Origin of the sequence: Cohnella sp. SGD-V74 (genome assembly GCF_003001675.1) — a bacterium.
Lineage (GTDB): Bacteria > Bacillota > Bacilli > Paenibacillales > Paenibacillaceae > Cohnella.
Window position 1 is genome coordinate 155,462 of sequence record NZ_PVYW01000001.1, and the last position, 19,923, is coordinate 175,384.

20 protein-coding genes and 1 other annotated feature are annotated in these 19,923 nt (G+C 57.1%); of the genes, 1 reads left to right on the plus strand and 19 read right to left on the minus strand.

All coding sequences use genetic code 11. The annotated features are described in order from the left end of the window. Nucleotides 1-35: 35 nt before the first annotated feature. Nucleotides 36-288 (minus strand) — a binding site (T-box leader). 52 nt (nt 289-340) lie between these two features. The 7 genes from B0G52_RS00750 to B0G52_RS00780 form a co-directional block, all read right to left on the minus strand. Then, on the minus strand, nt 341-826 hold the full coding sequence (locus B0G52_RS00750; protein WP_094041599.1) for a DivIVA domain-containing protein: 486 nt from the start codon (nt 824-826) through the stop codon (nt 341-343). Nucleotides 827-910: 84 nt separating this feature from the next. Beyond that, complete coding sequence (locus B0G52_RS00755) at nt 911-1,696, minus strand: YlmH family RNA-binding protein (protein ID WP_094041600.1); 786 nt, start codon at nt 1,694-1,696, stop codon at nt 911-913. 6 nt (nt 1,697-1,702) lie between these two features. Further along, the gene (locus B0G52_RS00760) at nt 1,703-1,972 is read right to left on the minus strand and encodes a YggT family protein (protein ID WP_094041601.1); all 270 of its coding nucleotides are present in this window, start codon (nt 1,970-1,972) and stop codon (nt 1,703-1,705) included. A 7-nt stretch (nt 1,973-1,979) separates the two neighbouring features. Beyond that, nucleotides 1,980-2,441 carry a cell division protein SepF gene (locus B0G52_RS00765; RefSeq protein WP_094041602.1) on the minus strand — a complete coding sequence of 154 codons (462 nt, stop codon included), beginning with the start codon at nt 2,439-2,441 and terminating at the stop codon, nt 1,980-1,982. A 2-nt stretch (nt 2,442-2,443) separates the two neighbouring features. Continuing rightward, nucleotides 2,444-3,142: a YggS family pyridoxal phosphate-dependent enzyme gene (locus B0G52_RS00770; RefSeq protein ID WP_094041603.1), complete on the minus strand. Its 699-nt coding sequence runs from the start codon at nt 3,140-3,142 to the stop codon at nt 2,444-2,446. A 7-nt stretch (nt 3,143-3,149) separates the two neighbouring features. Beyond that, the gene (pgeF, locus tag B0G52_RS00775) at nt 3,150-3,962 is read right to left on the minus strand and encodes a peptidoglycan editing factor PgeF (RefSeq protein WP_094041604.1); all 813 of its coding nucleotides are present in this window, start codon (nt 3,960-3,962) and stop codon (nt 3,150-3,152) included. 72 nt (nt 3,963-4,034) lie between these two features. Next, on the minus strand, nt 4,035-4,313 hold the full coding sequence (locus B0G52_RS00780; RefSeq protein ID WP_094041605.1) for a YlmC/YmxH family sporulation protein: 279 nt from the start codon (nt 4,311-4,313) through the stop codon (nt 4,035-4,037). A 610-nt stretch (nt 4,314-4,923) separates the two neighbouring features. On the opposite strand from B0G52_RS00780, the gene B0G52_RS00785 reads away from it, so the two are divergent. Beyond that, nucleotides 4,924-5,847 carry a transposase gene (locus B0G52_RS00785; protein WP_094041606.1) on the plus strand — a complete coding sequence of 308 codons (924 nt, stop codon included), beginning with the start codon at nt 4,924-4,926 and terminating at the stop codon, nt 5,845-5,847. Nucleotides 5,848-6,453: 606 nt separating this feature from the next. Here the strand turns inward: B0G52_RS00785 and sigG are convergent. The 12 genes from sigG to mraY form a co-directional block, all read right to left on the minus strand. Beyond that, complete coding sequence (gene sigG / locus B0G52_RS35815) at nt 6,454-7,236, minus strand: RNA polymerase sporulation sigma factor SigG (RefSeq protein WP_198960566.1); 783 nt, start codon at nt 7,234-7,236, stop codon at nt 6,454-6,456. 96 nt (nt 7,237-7,332) lie between these two features. Further along, nucleotides 7,333-8,055 (minus strand): RNA polymerase sporulation sigma factor SigE, encoded by a 723-nt coding sequence (gene sigE, locus B0G52_RS35820; RefSeq protein WP_198960567.1) that lies wholly within the window; start codon nt 8,053-8,055, stop codon nt 7,333-7,335. 15 nt (nt 8,056-8,070) lie between these two features. After that, nucleotides 8,071-9,033 carry a sigma-E processing peptidase SpoIIGA gene (gene spoIIGA, locus B0G52_RS00795; protein ID WP_094041607.1) on the minus strand — a complete coding sequence of 321 codons (963 nt, stop codon included), beginning with the start codon at nt 9,031-9,033 and terminating at the stop codon, nt 8,071-8,073. A 346-nt stretch (nt 9,034-9,379) separates the two neighbouring features. Beyond that, entirely contained in the window at nt 9,380-10,516 is a 1,137-nt protein-coding gene (gene ftsZ / locus B0G52_RS00800; RefSeq protein ID WP_094041608.1) for a cell division protein FtsZ, read from the minus strand. A gap of 50 nt (nt 10,517-10,566) precedes the next feature. Next, a complete protein-coding gene (gene ftsA, locus B0G52_RS00805) occupies nt 10,567-11,817 on the minus strand; it encodes a cell division protein FtsA (RefSeq protein WP_094041609.1) in 1,251 nt (416 codons plus the stop codon). Between the two features lie 233 nt (nt 11,818-12,050). Beyond that, nucleotides 12,051-12,791, minus strand: coding sequence for a cell division protein FtsQ/DivIB (locus tag B0G52_RS00810; RefSeq protein WP_158223524.1), 741 nt, complete (start codon nt 12,789-12,791; stop codon nt 12,051-12,053). A gap of 98 nt (nt 12,792-12,889) precedes the next feature. After that, the gene (murA, locus tag B0G52_RS00815; RefSeq protein WP_094041611.1) at nt 12,890-14,164 is read right to left on the minus strand and encodes a UDP-N-acetylglucosamine 1-carboxyvinyltransferase; all 1,275 of its coding nucleotides are present in this window, start codon (nt 14,162-14,164) and stop codon (nt 12,890-12,892) included. A 16-nt stretch (nt 14,165-14,180) separates the two neighbouring features. Continuing rightward, nucleotides 14,181-15,086 (minus strand): UDP-N-acetylmuramate dehydrogenase, encoded by a 906-nt coding sequence (murB, locus tag B0G52_RS00820; RefSeq protein WP_094041612.1) that lies wholly within the window; start codon nt 15,084-15,086, stop codon nt 14,181-14,183. Between the two features lie 150 nt (nt 15,087-15,236). Then, the gene (murG, locus tag B0G52_RS00825; protein WP_094041613.1) at nt 15,237-16,346 is read right to left on the minus strand and encodes an undecaprenyldiphospho-muramoylpentapeptide beta-N-acetylglucosaminyltransferase; all 1,110 of its coding nucleotides are present in this window, start codon (nt 16,344-16,346) and stop codon (nt 15,237-15,239) included. Between the two features lie 5 nt (nt 16,347-16,351). After that, the gene (gene spoVE / locus B0G52_RS00830; RefSeq protein WP_094041614.1) at nt 16,352-17,449 is read right to left on the minus strand and encodes a stage V sporulation protein E; all 1,098 of its coding nucleotides are present in this window, start codon (nt 17,447-17,449) and stop codon (nt 16,352-16,354) included. A gap of 45 nt (nt 17,450-17,494) precedes the next feature. Then, nucleotides 17,495-18,943, minus strand: coding sequence for a UDP-N-acetylmuramoyl-L-alanine--D-glutamate ligase (gene murD / locus B0G52_RS00835; RefSeq protein ID WP_094041615.1), 1,449 nt, complete (start codon nt 18,941-18,943; stop codon nt 17,495-17,497). 16 nt (nt 18,944-18,959) lie between these two features. Continuing rightward, nucleotides 18,960-19,922 carry a phospho-N-acetylmuramoyl-pentapeptide-transferase gene (mraY, locus tag B0G52_RS00840; RefSeq protein ID WP_094041616.1) on the minus strand — a complete coding sequence of 321 codons (963 nt, stop codon included), beginning with the start codon at nt 19,920-19,922 and terminating at the stop codon, nt 18,960-18,962. Nucleotide 19,923 lies beyond the last annotated feature (1 nt).

The following is a 19,923-nucleotide window of genomic DNA, read 5'->3' on the forward strand; positions in this document are numbered from 1 at the left end:
GCTGCTGCGACAAAAACAAAAAGACCCGCCCCCAAAAAAGGGACGAGTCGAACTCGCGGTACCACCCTTGTTCCACCCGCTCGCAAAAGTAGCGAAGAGACGGCAACTCAGCATCCGGTAACGGCGGACTTCCGGCCTCGCTTACTGATCGCGGCTGCATAACAGCAACGCGTCGTTCGGCAGGCGTCTCGGGGAGGATATTCGGCGCATCCTTCGCATTGGCTCGCACCTTCCGCCAACTCTCTGAGCTTGGGTATCGCGCTTACTCGTTCCCGTCTTCAACGTTGCAGTTCATTCATAATACCCTATTATACTTCCCCGTTTCGTTCCCCGCAACCGCTCAGGCTTCAATTCCCCGCGGCTCGCGCCCTTCAAGCGATTCCCAGCCGTCCTGCGACAGCAGCTCCATCTGGGATTCGATCAACGCGCGGAAACGCGCCCGGTAGATCGTCGCTTGCTTCTTCAGCTCTTCGACCTCGAGCGCGATTTTGCGGGATTTCGCCAGCGCGTCGTTGATGATGCGGTCGGCGTTCTTCTCCGCTTCCTTCACGATCAGATGCGCTTCCTTCTTCGCGTTGTTCCTCAGCTCGTCCGCCGCTTCTTGCGCAACGATGATCGTTTTGCTCAACGTCTCTTCGATGTTCGAGAAATGGCCCAGCTTATCCTGGGAAGCGGCGACCATATTTTGCAATTCCTTGTTCTCGCGGATCATCGCTTCGTAATCCTTGATAATCTGATCGAGAAACTCGTTGACTTGATCTTCGTCGTAACCGCGAAGGCGGCGGGCGAATTCTTTGTTATGGATGTCTAGTGGTGTCAGTGGCATCGGTGCACCTCCTCGGTTCCTGATTTCCAAGTAGCCTATTCACAACATCAATTCGACGAAAGCTGAAAAATTCCTTCTGCAATTCTACACAAATTTCCCGATGCGCACCCGGGTTCTGCCGCTTTTCGACACGCCCTCCACGTCGATGATCTTAAATCGGCCGAAGCCTTTCATCGACACGACGTCGCCGACTCTGAGCGGATGCGACGGATCCTCCACCGGCTTCCAGCTCACGCGGCATCTGCCCGCCTTGATCGGATCCACGATCTTCGCCCGGCTGAGCCGGAAAACGTCGCTCGCAATCCCGTCAAGCCGCATCGAAGCGACGGACAGCACCTGCTCCTGCAGCTCGACTTTGGCTTCGCGCAGCTCGAAGAGCGGCCTTACGGAGACACTGACGTCTACGCGGTGCGCCTGCTTCATATGCCCGACGAGAAAATCCCCGATTTCCTCCGCGATCAGCGCATGGCAGCCCGCCTCGCTGACGTGGAGATCGCCGATTTTGTCCCGCTTGATGCCAAGACCGAGCAAAGCGCCCAAGTAATCTCCGTGATCCAGATCGGCAATTTTCCGATCGTCCGAAGCGATGTCGAGGACGACGATTCCCATATCCTCGTCGTCCAGCACACGGTAGTCGGGAGCGACCAACGCCCGCTTCCTCTCGGAGTGCGGGCTTCCGCCGTCCAGCCGCACCTGGGCGTCCGGCTCCCGGTTCGCCAGCGTAAACAAAATATGCGCCTGGCGCGGATCGAGAAAATCCGTCCGCTTCGTCTCGTGACGTTCGGCGGCTCTCTCGACCCACTCCAAGGCGCGATCCACGAATGCTTTTTCATCGGGATGAAAATGCTCGTAAAGACTTGTACGCGACATAGGCGCTTACCCGAACAGGAATCTCAGCACGGCGATCAACCCTTGCGCGACGAAACCGAGCGCGAAGTAGGCGATGATCGGGGAGATGTCCAGCATGCCGCCGATCGGAGGAATCAGCTTGCGGAAAGGTCTCAAATACGGTTCCACCAATTTGCCGAGCAGCTCGCCGACGAAGCTCTCCTTCACGGCAGGCAGCCAAGACATGAGCACGTAAATGATGATCATGTATGAGTAGATGCGGTACACAATGCCAATATAAGTTTCTAATTGCTCCAACCTGGTGTCACCTCATTTTGGGATAGTCGACGGATTCCTCGGACAACATTTCCGTGATCGTTCCCGACACTTCCACCGAATCCGGCGTACAGAGGAAAATGTCCGATCCCAGCTTGGAGATATGGCCGCCGAGGGCGTACACGGTGCCGCTCAGAAAATCGACGATCCGAATCGCCTGATCTCTTCTGACGCGCTGCAGATTAACGACGACCGAGCGTCGCGACTTCAAGTGATCCGCGATTTCCTGCGCTTCATCGTAAGAACGGGGCTCCGTGAGAACGACGCGGGCGGCCTTCTGGGAATGAATGCTCACGACGTTGTTCTTACTCGAATGTCTACGCGTTTCGAACGCGGGGGTTTCAATTTCCTGCTCCTCGTTCTCGGCGGCGAAACGTTCGCGCTCCGCCTCCTGCTGTTCCTGTTCTTCCTGCAACCCCAAGTAATTAAGAAACCGATTCATGACACCCATGCCTATCCCTCCTCTATTTCTTCTTTCCCTACGAGCACCGTTCCCAAACGCACCCAAGTCGCGCCTTCTTCCACGGCCACCTCGAAATCGTTGGACATTCCCATCGACAGCTCCGTCAACGGCTCGTCTAGAGCGGAAGATGCGTTCAATTCATCCTTTAGCTGTCTTAACGCTCGGAAAACCGGCCTGGTCTCCTCGGGTTCGCTTTCGTACGGCGCCATCGTCATCAGGCCGATCGGCTTGATGCGATCGAACCTTCGCAGCTCCTCCAGAAAAGATTTGACCGCTCCCGGCTCCAGTCCGTGCTTGGACTGCTCGCCCGAAACATTCACCTGCAGGAGGCAGGGGACCGACAAGCCGAGCGTCTGCGCCCGCTTGTGGATCGCTTCGGCCAGCGAAGCGCGGTCCAACGAATGGACGTAGTCGAATTTGCCGATAACGTCTTTGACTTTATTCGTCTGCAAGGAACCTATGTAGTGGAAAACGGCTTGTCCCTTCAGCGCTTCCCATTTCGCCTTCGCGTCGGGCCAGCGGTTTTCTCCGATATGAGTCACGCCTTCACGCACGACGGCTTCCGCCGTGGCGGTCGATACGTACTTGGTGACCGCGATAATGCGCACATCCTCGCGTCGCCTGCCGCTCCTCGAACATGCCTGCTCCAGCCGGTTTTCCACGTCTCGCAGACGGCCTTCCAATGCCACGAAACGATCACCTCGATTTTCTGCCCAACCAGCTCATCATCCGCCCCGTCGCTCCCTTTTCTTTCCGATGGGAAAACAACAGGTCCGTGCGACAGCTCGTACACCATGAAGATATTTCGATGCGGCTCGGCAATATTCCTGCTTTTATCATAAGTTGTCGGTTCAAATGTTTCAAGTTAAGCTGTGCCCGATCGCCAATTTCGTTCGGTCTGACGATTTCTTCCGTCGAAGTATCCAATAAAGGCCGCACGTGTTTCAACACCGATTCATCCACTTCGTAGCAGCAATCGCCGATCGACGGTCCGATGGCCGCTCTCATGTTTTCCGGCCGGACTCCGTATATCTCGCGCATCTTCTCGACCGTCTTGACTGCAATTTCGGACACGGTTCCCTTCCAGCCGGCATGGGCCAGTCCCATCGCTCCCGTTACGGGATCGTGAAAATAAAGCGGAACGCAATCGGCGTAAAACATCGCAAGCAGCACGTCCGGCTTGTTCGTAATCATCGCGTCTGTGTCGGCAATAGCCGTCTCCCGGCTCGTTCGTCCCCGTCCGATATCCTCCGTCTTAACCACGTAAACGTCGTTTCCGTGCACCTGCTCCGCGCAAGTGAAGGCCGCAAAATCCCAGCCCAGCGACTCGGCCATCGTCTCCCGGTTCGAGACGACCGCCAGCGGGTCGTCCCCGACGTGCAGAGCCACGTTCCCGGCGCGTCTCGTCGTAAAACCCGCGGTCAGCCCGTCGTCCGTCCCGCACCAAATCTGCAGCATAAACAAAGACGAAGGCTGTCCCTTCTCTTCGCGCAATACAAAAGGCTCCAACCTATCGCACCTCCGACCCCAAGTGTACCATAGCCGCGGCGCAAGCGGAAGAAAAGCGCGCCCGCCGGCACGCTATCTCCCCGAGTGCGCATCCCCGTCCTCCAGCCGGTACACCTTCGCATCGTCCAGCCGGACCAGCACGACGTCGGTTCCGATCTTGACGATGTTCCGCCATGGAATAACGACGTCATTGCCCCCGCCAAACATCCCGAACAGCCTCGTCGAAGTCGGCACCACAATCGAATCGATGCGCCCCTGCCGCAAATCAAGCTCCAGATCGCTCACCTGCCCGAGCTTCTTCCCGTCGACGATGTTGATTACGTCCTTCGTCTGAAAATCCGATATTTTCATCCGTTCACGCCCCCAGTCCGCCCCGGGCACTCGTACCCTGCTATTAAATATATGATCCTCCTGGGAAAAATGTACGATGCCCCTTCATTCTCTCGCATTTTCTTGCCTTACAGCCATTATCCCGTTCGCTCAGTTAGCCAGCCCTATCGGCGGCGCCTTATTTCACTCGCCTGGCTCCTATCGCCATTATCCCGTTCCTTCAGGACACCACACTGCGGCGCAACTCATGAGCTCTTTTTTTCTCCTTACGGCCATTATCCCCTTGACTCAGTGAGAGAGCTTCTTAAGACTTTTCAGAGAAGTGCAGATAGATCCAGGAAAGCCTGGATAAATTCAAGCACATCCAAACGCACGCTCCCATACCAGAAAAAGCTGCAAGCAATTAACCATAGCTGGAGAAGTCCAGATACAACTAAATTCAGCTAATTGAATTGATTTTACCAGATTCACCAGATTCACAACTTCAACTAAGCTCCGCTAGATGCCCACTATCCCATCGGCTCAGAATCCTTATAAATCTCGAATAAAAGTTAAAATGCACTTGAAAAACTAGAAAAAATAGTATATTCTAAAACAAGAACAAACGTTCGCGAAAGGGGAGGGTTAGGGAATGGAAAACGGCGTAACTTTCGAGCAATTTTGCGACAAATTTAAGGATGAACAATCTTGCATCCAAGCCTTGTTTGCTGCGCGTTGGCCGCATGGATTCCGTTGTCCGCAATGCTCTCACCCGCATTTCTATGAGATTCGGACACGACGCCTGCCCTTATACGAGTGCCGTTCCTGTCGAGTGCAAACCTCGCTAATTACCGGCACAATCATGGAAGGCAGCCGCACACCTCTCCGCTTATGGTTCCAGGCTATCTTCCTTCATGCCCGCCCGCGGGGCATCAGCGCGTTAAGACTCGCCGAAATCATCGGGACAACTTATAAAACAGCCTGGCTTATCTGCCAAAAAATACGACAAGCCATGTCTACGGCCGATTCCAAGGAGCTTCTGGGCGGATTCGTGCGAATCAATTGCGGCGTTTACGGCCGCCCTTACAATCCGACCGTATTTCGCCATCCGCAGGAACAGCCTTTGCTTGCAGCGGCAACACTAGACGACAACGGGCAATTTTCTTACGTGAAAATCAAGCAGGTCCCCGACAACTATTTGATTCACGACCGGATTACGAACGGGGGCAAGCACCATTTTGTGGACCACCATGTCTCCCCCGATGCGAAAGACGTTCGCGCCGTTATTTTGAGATTCAGCGGCGATCGTTACTGGCCGCTAATTGAGCTGTGCAAGCGTGCAAGCAACTGGATCAATTATACGTTTAGCGGAATCGGACCCAAGCATCTGCAATCCTATCTTGACCAGTTCTGTTTCGGCGTGAACAATCTCGACAGGCCCTCCAGCCTGTTCCTCCATCTGCTTCAATGCGCCGTCTCATCAACCGCCGTGACCTACCCTCAGTTGACCAGCCGTATCGACCACTCCGACAAACACAAACTCATCTACAACAAGTTGCTTAAAGAAGCCGTTTAAACCTTCCTTTCTCTCTTCGAATTCTAACCATCACTTGTTCCGAGGGTGACTGGGTTTATTTCCTGCATTTATAGGTATGAGTTACCTTTCTGCTCCGCCAACCCTTTTGAAGAAAATGCTGAGCTCCTGAGCCAAGGGGATAATGGCTATAAGGGCCGAGATGAGCTACATGAGCCTGAGCGGCTAGATGGCCTGAGAGCCTGTGGGGCTTGAGGACTTGAGGACTTGAGGACTTGAGGAGTCTTGGGGACTCGAAGAGAGCTTAAAGACTGGATAGGCGGCAGGCTAGACGGGTTGGAAGGTTGGCGGACTGAAAGGGCTGGAGAACTGAGGGGATTCTGCCGATGTCGAGCGGTGCAGAAAATGTGCAGAGTACATGTAAAGTTAACGCGTAGTGATTGTAGAGTCGCTGCAGAGTAGATGCACAGTGGATGGAGGCAGATAGGATGAATGAAGGTGGAGAATGCAGAGAAGCTGCCTCAGGCGTTTTGTTCTGAGTCGACGGGATAATGGCTATAAGAGAGAAAAAAGAAGATGGCGCCATCAGGCATCCATCCTCTTCTTCGTGTGCTGCTAATTAAATTTTGATGTGCTTGCTCTTGGTAATCAGGTTTTGACGTGCTTCTGCATTTGTTGTATGGCCGACTTCTCGAGGCGGGAAACCTGGGCTTGCGAGATGCCGATCTCGTCGGCGACTTCCATCTGGGTTTTGCCTTCGAAGAACCTCATGGACAAGATCATTTTTTCGCGGTCGTTAAGCTTTCTCATCGCTTCGCGCAGAGCGATCTCCTCGATCCACTGAATGTCCTTGTTGCGTTCGTCGCTGATCTGATCCATCACGAAGATCGGGTCTCCTCCGTCGTGATAGATCGGCTCGAACAAAGACACGGGATCTTGGATGGCGTCCAAAGCGAACACGATGTCTTCCTTCGGTACGTTCAGCACTTCCGATATTTCCAGGATGGTCGGTTCCCTGGAGTGCTGATTCGTCAGTTGATCCCGGACCTGCAGCGCTTTGTAGGCAATATCTCTGAGGCTTCGGGATACGCGGATCGGGTTGTTATCCCTGAGATAGCGGCGGATCTCTCCGATGATCATCGGGACGGCGTAAGTGGAAAACCGGACGTTCTGGCTCAGATCGAAATTGTCGATCGCCTTCATCAGTCCGATGCAGCCGACCTGGAAAAGGTCGTCCACGAATTCTCCGCGATTGTTAAATCGCTGAATTACGCTGAGTACGAGCCGCAAGTTGCCATTCACTAATTTTTCCCTGGCGGAAATCTCTCCACGGGTTTGCAGAGCGAGAAACAACTCCCTCATTTCGGCATTGGTGAGGACAGGCAGCTTTGAGGTGTCCACTCCACAAATCTCCACTTTGTTACGGGTCAAAGGCAATTCCTCCCGGGGAGCAGCATTAATGTAAAGTATCTCCGGGAAGGGGGTTTTTATTCCCATGGACAAGAACCCCGAATTTTCTTACAATTTCTAAACCATCTTGTTGAACTCCTTGCGAAGACGCTTGATAATGCGCTTCTCCAGACGGGAAATGTACGATTGCGAAATGCCGAGCAAGTCCGCTACGTCCTTCTGCGTCTTCTCCTCACCGTCGGCCAGACCGAAACGGAGCTCCATAATCGTCCGCTCTCTCTCGCTCAGCTTATCGAGCGCTTTGTGCAGCAGCTTTCGGTCTACCTGCTCTTCGATGTTGCGGTAGATCGTATCGTTCTCCGTACCGAGCACGTCGGATAGCAGAAGTTCGTTGCCGTCCCAGTCGATGTTGAGCGGCTCGTCGAAGGAAACTTCGGTTCTCGTCTTGCTGTTTCTCCTCAAGTACATCAAAATTTCGTTTTCGATGCATCTCGAGGCGTAGGTGGCCAGCTTGATTTTTTTGTCCGGATCGAATGTGTTGACTGCCTTAATAAGCCCGATCGCGCCGATCGATACCAGATCCTCGATATGGATGCCGGTGTTCTCGAATTTGCGGGCGATGTAGACGACCAAGCGCAAGTTCCGCTCGATCAGCATGGCGCGAATGGCGGCGTCTCCCGTAGAAAGCCGCTCCAGCAAATACTCTTCTTCCTCGCGGCTGAGCGGCGGCGGCAACGCTTCGCTTCCGCCGATGTAGTACACTTCCTCGCTCTTCCAACCGAACCGGAACAACAGGCGATAAATCGACAATTGCGTCCTCAACTTCAAGTTCACGAACATTTCTGCTACCTCCTGTCACGCAGGTTGAGATGGAGCCGACGATACGGGGTCGGCTTGAACCATGTCCGGATGGACGATGGCGCGATAAGTTCCTTCGGATGACAAAGTGCCTCCATCTAAACCAATGAGCACCCGGTTCACTTGAAGAGGGGGCTGACCGTCCCGATGCAGCATGACGTGATCCGGCTTGACGGCCAGCATAAGCCGGCTGGATCCGTTCACGGCACGGTACGGGACCAGACGGAGCCTGCTCCCCCATGCGTAGTTCTCCGAAACTTGCGCGTCCAGCTCGGATATGAGCCGATCCGGAGATTCCTGTTTTAGCCGCTCGCTCCAGCCTGCCGGCAGCCGTTCTTTCCACACGTCGGCGTCCATGATCATGACGGGAATACGCGTAAGCGGATCGTACAGCCGATTGCCTGTGTCAAGCAGCGCTTTGAGCGTCCAGCTCTCGTCGTCGATTCGGATTTCCGTGTCCCATACGAGTTGATCCAGCTCCTGTCGTTTGCGGCTCGTCTCGGAGGCGCTGCGGAACATCCAGACGGACAATAAAAACGTGACGGCGAACAGTCCGAGCTGCATTTGCCATTCCAGAATCAACCCGCCGTCTGCCGTAAACTCCATTCCGCCCCAGGGAGAATCCGCGCTCCGCAGCAAAAAAGACAGCCCGATCACTCCGCCCAAAGTAGCGAAATTGACGACGTAGAAAGCGGCGAAGTTGCGAAGGAAACGCAGCGGACCGCCATAGCCGAACGAGAGCAGCACCATCACGACAGAGACGAATACTTTGGCTCCGAAGGAATACATGTAAGGAATATGAGCCAGGAACATCAGCGCCGCGTACAAAGCTCCAAGGCATGCGGCCGCGAACAGACGAGGACGGGACGGCTTAATGCGGCGCGCTCTGGCGGTCGCCATCAGCACCGCGCCGTCAACGGCCAAGTTGGTCAGAAACACAAGATCTACATAGACGGTCATACTGAGCCCCCATCCTTCATCGCCCGGTAAAGTCGCCAGCAAGCAGGCCGGGATGGATGAACCCAGTATAATCGCTTTCAAATCCGGTGTCTGTCTAATCTTGCCAGCCCAGCTTACCTTTTTTTGTCGAGAACGGAAGTATAGTCAGGTCGTTGATCCAAGCAAAAACGCCTTCGACGTCCTCTGGACGATGAATGTGTTTGGTCGGAGACGATTCAGATAAGGATAGCGGATTTTATCCTTTCTGAATCGTACATAAAAAAAAGCTCCCGTTCTACATAACGTAGAATGGGAGCTTGGTTTGCCGTAGAATGACAGCTTGATTGTTGCAATTGCGTTGAGCCGGTTAACGGTCTCCGCGAGGACGGTTCCGCAAAAACGCCGGAATGTCCAACTGGTCGTTCGACAAAGTTTGATTGCCGAAAGGACGCAAATTGTTCGTCTGGCGAGTTTCGTTGCCGTGGCTGACCGGATCCGGCTGCGCTTGAGACATTGCCGAAGAGGTGAACGATGGACGCTGTGTTGGACTTTTGTGCTCGAATCCCGTCGCGATGACGGTAACTTTGATTTCTTCCTTCAAGCTGTCGTCGATACTTGCGCCGAAAATCATATTGACTTCCGGATCGGAGGCGGCCATGACAATTTCAGCAGCTTCGTTGACTTCGTACAAGCTCAGGTTGGAACCGCCGGTAATGTTCATGATCACGCCGCGCGCACCTTCGATGGACGTTTCCAGCAGCGGACTCATAATCGCCTTGCGGGCAGCCTCCATCGCGCGGTTCTCCCCGGACGCTTGTCCGATGCCCATCAGCGCGGAGCCGCGCTCGGACATGATCGTCTTCACGTCGGCAAAGTCCAAGTTGATCAGGCCGGGAACGGCGATCAAATCGGAAATACCCTGAACCGCCTGACGAAGGACGTTATCCGCTTCGCGGAAAGCTTCCACCATCGGCGTTTTCTTGTCCACGATTTCGAGCAGCCGGTCGTTAGGAATCACGATCAGCGTGTCGACTTTGTCTTTCAAGGCTTCGATGCCCGCCTCGGCTTGCCTCGACCGCTTGGGGCCTTCGAACGTGAACGGCCGAGTTACGACCCCTACCGTTAACGCTCCGCTTTCCTTTGCCAGTTCAGCAATGACGGGAGCCGCGCCGGTACCGGTGCCGCCGCCCATTCCTGCCGTTACGAATACCATATCCGCCGAACGCAGCGAGTTGGTAATGAATTCGCGGGATTCCTCGGCCGCCTTCTTGCCAACCTCAGGGTTCGCGCCCGCGCCGAGTCCGCGAGTCAGCTTGTCCCCGATCTGAAGCTTCTGCTCGGACTTCGTCAGGTGCAGCGCTTGAGCGTCCGTATTCACCGTTACGAACTCGACGCCTTTTACGCCGGTCTCGATCATTCGGTTTACAGCGTTGCTGCCGCCGCCGCCGACCCCAATGACCTTAATTTTTGCAAGTGGTTCCATCTCAAAATCAAACTCCAACATATTAGTTAACTCCTCCTTGCTCCCATGAATGGTTCCTCATACGCGGCGGCTTAAATAAATTCCTTGAACATGTTTTTGAACCATTCAACAATGCCGGGTTTCGGCGCCGGTCCCGTGCTGCCTGCCGCCGCTTTGGCTTTCGGAGCGCGCTTCGGTCCGGCCGCGCCGCGCGTCCGAACGTATTTGGTCACGTACTGAATCATCCCGACACCGCTGCTGAAGGAAGGATCCCGCACGCCGATGTAATCAGGCACCGCAATTCTGACGTTGGATTCCAGTTCGAACTGGGCCAACGGAAGAACGCTCGGCAAAGAAACCGAACCGCCCGTTAGAACATAACCATTGATTTTGTCGTGATACCCGAGACGCTTTACTTCCTGCCGGATCATCTGGAAAATCTCCTGCATCCGAGGTTCGATAATGTTCGCGAGGTCGAACTGGGAAAATTCCTTCTCCATGTTGCTTCCGACTCTCATGACTTTGAACTTCTGATCCTCAGCGGCATCGTCGATACGGGCGCACCCGTATTTCAGCTTGATTTTCTCCGCATGTTCCGTCTGGGTCTTAAGCCCGTAACAGATATCGCTTGTCACGTAGTCTCCGCCGATCGGCAGGGTAGACACGGCCGCAAGGCTTCCGCCTTCGAAAATCGCCAGCGTCGTCGAACCCGCGCCGATATCCGCGAGAACGGTGCCCATCTGCTTCTCGTCCTTCGTTAAAGCCATCATTCCCGAAGCCAGCGACATCAAGATTAAACCGGATATTTTCAGACCCGCCTTCTCGACGCATCTCATCAGGTTATGTACGGCCGCTTTCGTTCCCGTAATAATCGTGCATTCGACTTCGAGCCGGACGCCGATCATGCCTCTCGGATCTTGAATGCCCGAAAGTCCGTCGACTAAAAACTGCTTCGGAACGAGTCCGATGATTTCCCGTTCGGGCGGCAGGGCAACCACTTTAGCCGCTTGCAGCACACGCTCGATATCTTCTTCGCCGATTTCCCTGTCTTCGTTGGAGACGGCTACGACTCCGTGATTGCTCTGCAATGCGATATGATTGCCGGTAATCCCGACGTAAACCTCGCTGATTCCTATTCCGACCATGCGCTCGGCATGATCGACAGCGTTGCGGATGGATTGAACGGTTTGGTCAATATCGACAATGGCGCCTTTACGGATTCCGTCCGAATCGGCGGAACCGACGCCAATGATGTTAATGGCCCCGTTGCTGATCTCCCCGATAATCACCCGGATTTTCGAAGTTCCGATATCCAGGCTGACGATGAGGTCATTGTTGCTCAACCGGTGGCACCTCCCGTAGATCGATGAAAATGGCTGCGAACAAGGGATGCTTCCTCTACATATTCCACATCCGCGAGGTTTTCCCTCTTTTTTCAACAATTTTTTTAGTTAATCCGGCAAGGCAGAAAACCGACTCTCCAGGCGGCTCCCGCTTTTGCCCATAAATGAAATTCTAGCATTCTTTTCGAGGATTGAGTAGAGTCCTTTTCCTTAAGTTTATCGGCCTCCGCGGTCTATTCTGTAACAATTTCCGTCGAATACGGAGAATAATAGTCCACATCCAACATCGTTATCTTTCCCGGCTCGCGGTTTTGCACGATATCGCTCAAATAAGCGATTTTATCTTTTAATAGGTCGATCGATGTCGTCACTTCGAACCGCGAACGGGTGAACAGCTTGATCCTTTTCGGATAAGAGACGGACGGATCCGGTTGAATCTCGGACAAGTCCGACAGCAGGTAGCCGGGCAAATCGCTGAGCGCCCTGCACAGCTCCGCCAAATTCGCGTCGTCGGCGCTCCATCCCGACAGAATCGGCTTGTCCGGCAGCTTCCCTTCGGGCATGGGCAGCACCAGCCCGTTCGATAGAATCGCCGACATGCCTCCGTCCGAAGAAAGCCGAACGGCCACATGCGGATACTCCTTCACTTCGACGCGCAACACTCCGGGGAAATTCTTGATGATCAGTACGCTCTCTATCGGTTCCAACTCTTCCGCGCGCTGCTTCAGCTTGCCGATGCCGGGAAAGAAGAATGAGTCTCCGGGCACTACGCCCAGCGCCTCTACGATCTCCTCGCGGCCGACGAACTCGTTGCCCGTCACTTGGATTTCGTCTATTTTCGACAAAGGGGAACGGAAGAAGAGCACGACGAGCAGGATGGCCGCCAGTGCGATCAACAGCCGAATCAGCTTTTTGCCGCGCTTGGAGCGCGGCGGCGCCGTCTCTTTCTTCAGCGCGGGAATTCTTTCGCTCACAATTGTCCCCCCTTCGCCCAACATGTCCTATGTCATCCAGCAAGAAACCCCGCAGCGGAAGTGAGCTTCTGCAGCGGGGCCCCGTCACTGTTAGCCGATTAGCTGTACACTTTGCTCCTGTGAACTTCGCGCTTGATATTGCCGCCGATGCGCCGGAACATCTCCTCGATCCGATCGTAGCCCCGGTCGATATGATGAACCTGCTCGACGACCGTGGTGCCCTGCGCCACCAGTCCGGCGACGACGAGAGCTGCTCCCGCGCGAAGATCGGTCGCTTCGACCGTCGTGCCGTACAGCTGCGGCACTCCTCGGATGAAGGCGTTATTCAGATCCACCCGGATATCGGCTCCCATGCGGCACAATTCGTCCACGTGCTTAAAGCGGCCCTCGAACACCGTCTCCTTCAGCACGCTCACCCCGTCGGCGAGCGCCAGCAGCGTCATGACCTGGGCTTGCATGTCGGTCGGGAACGCCGGATACGGAGAGGTGACGATCCGGTCAACGGCCGTAGGCCGTTTGAAGGCGCCGACTCTCATTATATCATTGCCTACCTCGATTTGAACACCGGCGCGGCGGAGAACGTGAATAAGAGAAGTCAGATGGCCCGGGTTCGTGTTTTCAAGCGTGACTTCGCCCCGGGTAGCCGCGGTAGCGACCATGACGGTTCCGGTGACGATCCGGTCGGGAATGACCTCGAAGTCGCAGCCGTGCAGGCTCTCGACCCCGTCGATCGTGATCGTATCCGTTCCGGCTCCGCTCACTTGCGCGCCCATTCGGTTAAGAAACTGCTGCAAATCCTGGATTTCCGGCTCTCTGGCCGCGCCGATAATCGTCGTCCGGCCGCGAGCCAGAACGGCCGCCATCATAATGTTTTCCGTCGCTCCGACGCTGGGAAAATCCAGACTGATCTCCGCGCCCTGCAGCCTGCGGGCCGAGCATACGATTCTGCTGCCTTTCTCTTCGATTCTCGCTCCCAGCGCGGCCAAGCCGCGCAAATGCAAATCGATCTTTCTCTCGCCGATCGCGCATCCCCCTGGCTGATAGAGCTGGGCTTCTCCGAATCTCGCAAGAAGCGGCCCCATCAAAAACACCGAGGAACGCATTTTGCGCATCAGCGTCTCCGGAATGTGCGAGGATGTCGCGACTGCCGTTTCGACCGTCACCACCGTATCCTGATGCCGGGCTTTACACCCGAGATCCCGCAAAATGTCCAGCATGACCTCGATATCGAGCAGCCGGGGAACATTGCGGATCGTCACTTCTCCTTCCGCGAGCAAGCTGGCGGCCAAAATCGGCAAAGCGGCATTTTTGGCTCCATGGATACGGATGGTGCCCGAAAGCGGGTTCCCGCCTTCAATCACCAAATTGTCCAAGGGATTCACCTCCGGGTTACCGCTCACCCATCATGCGAACCTCTGTCACGAGCGTTATTCCGTAGGTTTGTTCGACGATTTGCTGCACTTTTCCGATGAGGGTGAGGACGTCCTCGGCCTTAGCGCCTCCGTGGTTAACGATAAAGTTGGCGTGCACTTGGGACACTTCCGCGGCTCCTTGACGAAGCCCCTTCAGCCCGGCCGCCTCGATCAGCCTTGCGGCGTGATCGTTCGGCGGATTGCGAAAGACGCTGCCCGCGCTTGCCATCTGCAGCGGCTGGGTGCGGCGCCGGCGATCCTTGTACGTCGCCATGGCCGCCGCGATCTCCTTGCGGTCTCCGCTCGCCAAACGGAACTCCGCCCGGGTGATGACGCCCCGGCGTTCCTGCAGAACGGAATGGCGGTAGGAGAACTTCATCTCCGCGTTCCCGAGTACTTCCCTGCTTCCGTCTTCCCACACGATGCTGGCCGACTGTAAGATGCGTGAAATGTCCGACCCGTGGGCTCCGGCGTTCATATAGACGGCGCCGCCTACCGACCCTGGAATGCCTCCCGCGTATTCCAGTCCGGTAAGCCCTTCTTTGCCGGCCATGACCGACAGCTTGATGAACGAATACGATGCGCCCGCGGTAACCGTCTCGCCATCGAATCGCACCTCGTCAAAGCCGTCTCCCAGCTTGATGACCGCCCCTCGGACTCCTTTGTCGGATACCAGCGTATTGGACCCGCGTCCCAGCACGGTCCACGGAACTTCGCGGGCCGCGCACAGACGCAGGGCTGCTTCGAGCTCTTCGTCGCTCGCGGGAACGATCAGCACGTCCGCGGGTCCGCCGATTTTCCAGGTCGTATGCGAGGATAACGGCTCATTCATCCGAACCTGGCCGATTCCCGCCCGCTCCAGCTCGACAACCAATTGCTGCATGGTCAATCCTCCTTCCAGGTCCTTCCGGGCTCGCGTCGCCGCCGCGGCCTCGCCTGCCGATCAGACATTCACGATCACGCTGTATCTTATGACGGCTGGGCGGGGGTGGTGACAAACGCCCAATTGCCTGCCCGTCGAAGGACGCTTCTTTTATCTTTTGCGCTGCAATCTCGCGATTTGTTCGTAAATGATAGACGCCGATTCCGGCATGCCGAGACTCCGGGACGCCGAAGCCATCGCCTGTCGGCGCGCCTGGTCGCCCAGAATGCCGGAGATGCCCGCGAACAGCGTCTCGCCGCTCAGCTCCCGCTCCAGAATCATGTCCGCCGCTCCGGCGTTCATCAAGCTTCTGGCGTTCGCTTCCTGGTGATTGTTCGTCACGTTGGGCGACGGAACGAGCAGCGAAGGCAGCCCGAGCGAAGTAACCTCCGCAAGGAAGGACGCTCCGGCGCGGCCAACGTAAAGCGACGCCGCGGCCAGCACGTCGGGCATGTTGGCGATGTACGGCAGCACTTTGACGCGGCCCGCGGCCGCATGCGAACTGCCGGCTACGGCGCTCTCCGTCTCCTTGTAAAACCTCTCGCCGGTCACGAACACGAAGCGCACGTCCGGCAGCTTCCCGATGAGCGGAAGCATGCGGACGAACGCTTCGTTCAGCGCCCGCGCCCCGCCGCTGCCGCCGACGATCAGCGCGAACGGCGTGCCCGGGGCGAAGCCCAGCGAAGCGAAGCCGGCGCGGCCGTCCGCCTTCAGCACGCGCGTCGCGCACGGGTTGCCCGCATAGACGACGTCCGGACACTTGGCGAATTGCTTCTCCGATTCCTTAAAGCTGACCGCGACGCCGTCGACATAGCGGCTCAGAAATTTGTTCGTCAGCCCCGGCAGCACGTTCTGCTCGTGAATAAGCGTCGGGATGCCGAGCCTGGACGCCGCGTAAACGACGGGGCCGCAGACGTAGCCGCCCGTGCCGACGACGACGTCCGGTTTGAACTTCCTCAGCAGCTCCTTCGACCGGGATACGCCCTTCAGAAACCGCATGACGGTTTTCACGTTCTCCAGCGACAGCGAGCGCCGAAAGCCGGTGATCGTTATATTTTCGAACGCGATGCCCTGCTCCGGCACGATTCGGCCTTCCAATCCGCGGCTTGTGCCGATGTACAGCAGCGACGTGCCCGGATGTCTCTCCGATATTTCGCGGCCGATGGCCAGCGCGGGGTAGATATGCCCCCCGGTACCTCCTCCGGTCAACACGACACGCATTGTATTCACCTCGAATAACGGGATAAATTAAGCAAAATTCCGAGCGCCGTCAACAGCAGCGTCAGCGAAGAGCCTCCGTAGCTGACAAGCGGCAGCGTGACCCCGGTAATCGGGAGCAGGCCGATGACGACGCCGATGTTGATGAGCACCTGCACGGCGAAAATGCCGACGATGCCCGTCGCCAGCAGGCTGCCGAACGGATCGGTCAGCGTGATGGCCGTTCTCATGCCCCGCCAGATGAGCAGCAGGAACAATAAAATAAGCAGGGAGCCGCCGATGAAGCCGAGCTCCTCGGCCAAAATGGAAAAAATAAAGTCCGTCTGCGGCTCGGGCAAATAGTTGTATTTCTGGCGGCTCATTCCGAGTCCGAGTCCGACCAGGCCGCCCGGTCCGATCGCGTACAGCGACTGGATCGACTGGTAGCCGGCGCCTTGCGGATCCTGCCACGGATCGAGGAATGCGGTAATCCGCTGCAGCCGGTAAGGAGCCGCCAGGATCAGCCCCACCAGGCCGGCCACGCCGATCATGGCTAGCCCCGCCAGATGGGACAATCTCGCTCCGGCGACGTAGATCGCCAGCAGCGCGGCGCCGATCATGACGGTGCCCGTTCCGAGATCGGGCTGCAGCATAATGAGCGCGAACGCCGCCCCCAGTATGCCGAGGGGCGGCAGCAGCCCTTTGGTGAAATCGGTAATCTGATTTTGCCGTTCGGACAGCAGCTTGGAGATAAACAGAATCATCGCCAGCTTCATGAACTCGGACGGCTGGATGCCGAACGAGCCGATGCCGAGCCAGCTTCGCGCGCCCCCGCGCACGACGCCGACTCCCGGCACGAGCACGATGACGAGCAGCCCGAAGCAGATCAGCAGCGCGGGCACCGCCCACTTGCGCCAGAACGTATACTCCACGTTCATCGTTACGAACATGGAGGCGATTCCCAGCACGGCGAAGAGCAGCTGCCTTTTTACGTAATAATACGAATCCCCATAGTCATGAAAAGCCGCTACGGCGCTGGCGCTGTACACCATGACGACGCCGATGGCCAGTATGCCTAGCGTTGCGGCGATCATCCATACGTCTGGAACGGAGCGGGATTTGGCCATGAATCGGACACCTCACGTAAAGCAAGAGTGGAGACAAGCCCCCTCTTACAACGTATGCGCCGATTGCTTAAAAATGCGGCCTCGAACCTCATAGGACGGGAACATGTCCCAGCTCGCGCATGCCGGCGACAGGAGCACGATGTCTCCCGGCCCGGCCATGGCGGCGGCTTCCTGTACGGCTCTTCGGAGCGTCAGCTCGGCGTCCTCTACAGGTTCGACGATTTTCACGTCCGTTAAACCGGCCAGACCCGCGACGCGCGCAAGCTTCTCCCTCGTCTCGCCAAGAGCCGCCAATCCTTTCACCCGGTCGCGGAAAATCGGCAGCAGCTCCATATAATCTGAGCCGCGGTCCAGCCCTCCGGCGATCAGAATGAGCGGCGAAGGCAGCGACAAAATCGACATCGTCGTCGCCATCGGATTCGTCGCCTTCGAATCGTTATAGAACTTCACGCCGCCGAACGAGCCGACGTACTCGAGCCGGTGCTCGACGCCGCGGAACGCGCGCAGCGGCTCCGCGAGCCGCTCCGGGTCGGCCCCGGCCGCCAGCGCGATGGCGATCGCCGCCAGCGCGTTCGCCGCGTTGTGGCGGCCCGGAATGCCGAGCTCGTCGACCCGCAGAATGCGCCGCTCCGCTCCGTTGCCGTCCCGGCTGACGATCCAGCGCTCGGCTTCATCGTCGGCGGCGTCGGAATCGTCATCCGACGGACGAACGGCCGAGTACGGCGGATCGATCATGACGCCGGCCTCCAGCGTTCTCGTGACCGAGAACGGGAAGGCGCGGCCCTTGAACGATGCCGAGAGTCGACGGCAAGTTTCGTCATCCTCGTTGTAGACGGCGACATCGTCCGCGGTCTGGTTCTCGAACAATTTCGCCTTCGAGCCGACATAATCCTCCATAGAGCCGTGATAATCGAGATGCGTCTCGGCCACGTTCAGCAGGCAGGCGATGCGGGGGCGAAAATCCGCCGTCCCTTTCAGCTGGAAGCTGCTCAGCTCGGCCACGAGCCAGCCGTCCGGCTCCACCTCCAGCGCCGCTTCGCTGAGCGGCCTCCCGATGTTGCCGGCGACGAGCGGCTTCAAGCCCGCCTCTTCGAGCAGCACGCCGGTCAGCGTCGTTGTCGTCGTCTTGCCGTTGGAGCCGGTAATGCCGACGATCGGCGCCGGGGACAGCTGTCCCGCCACCTCCACCTCGCTCACCACCTCGACTCCGAGCCTGAGCGCTTCGACGATCGGAGGCGCGGAGTACGGGATGCCCGGATTTTTGACGAGCAGCGCCGTCTTCTCGGTCACCAGCCCGTCCGGATGATGCCCGCACACAACAGAAATGCCCAAAGCCGCCAGTTCGTCGGCTTCGGGGCATTGGTCCCGCTCCTTCTTGTCGTTGACGACGACGTCCGCGCCGGCGTCGTGGAACAGTTTGGCGGCGGCCACGCCGCTTCTTGCCAGACCGAGGACGACGACGTGCCGTCCGCGGTAATTAGTCAGCTGCATCATTCGCGTTAAAACTCCTTTAAGTCGCTTTGAACAACAGCAGTCCGGCGCCGGCCAGCAGCAGCCCGACGAACCAGAAGGTCGTCACGACGCGCCATTCGGACCAGCCCGACAGCTCGAAATGGTGATGGATCGGGCTCATTTTGAACACCCGTTTGCCGCGCGTCTTGAACGAGGCGACCTGGATGATGACGGACAGCATCTCGAGCACGAACACGCCGCCGATGACGACGAGCAGCAGCTCGGTTTTCGTCAAAATCGCGACCGCGGCGATGCCTCCGCCCAAGCCGAGCGATCCTGTGTCTCCCATGAAAATTTTGGCGGGATGCGCGTTATAGACGAGGAAGCCGAGCACCGCGCCGACGACGGCCGCGCTGAACACCGCCGAATGAGGCTGCGTCGCCTCCACGGCGACGACGGCGAACGCGCCGAATGCCAGGGCGCTTGTCCCGGCCAGCAGGCCGTCGAGCCCGTCGGTGAAATTAACGGCGTTGGTCGCCCCCAGGAACATGACGACTACCAATAAATAGTATACCCAACCGAGATCCAGCGACCAATCCGTCCCGGGAACGCCGACGACGGTACTGTGACCCATATCGATCAGAATCCAACAGAAAATGGCGGAAAACACAAGTTGGCCGAACAGCTTCTGCTTGGCGGTCAAGCCAAGCGAACGCTTAAACGCGATTTTGATATAATCGTCCAGAAAGCCGATCAGGCCGAAGCCCAGACATCCGACGATCAGCGCCCAATATTGCGGTCCGCGGTCGGCGAACCGGAGGAACGCGATCGTAAGCGCGACGAGAATGATGATGCCGCCCATCGTCGGCGTTCCGGATTTCTTCAGGTGGGACTCGGGTCCGTCGGTGCGGACCTGCTGTCCGAATTTCAATCTGCGCAGGAGCGGGATGAACAGGGGACCGATCAACACCGCCAAAACGAAGGATACGCCTAACGTCCACAATACCGATGTGTAGTCCATT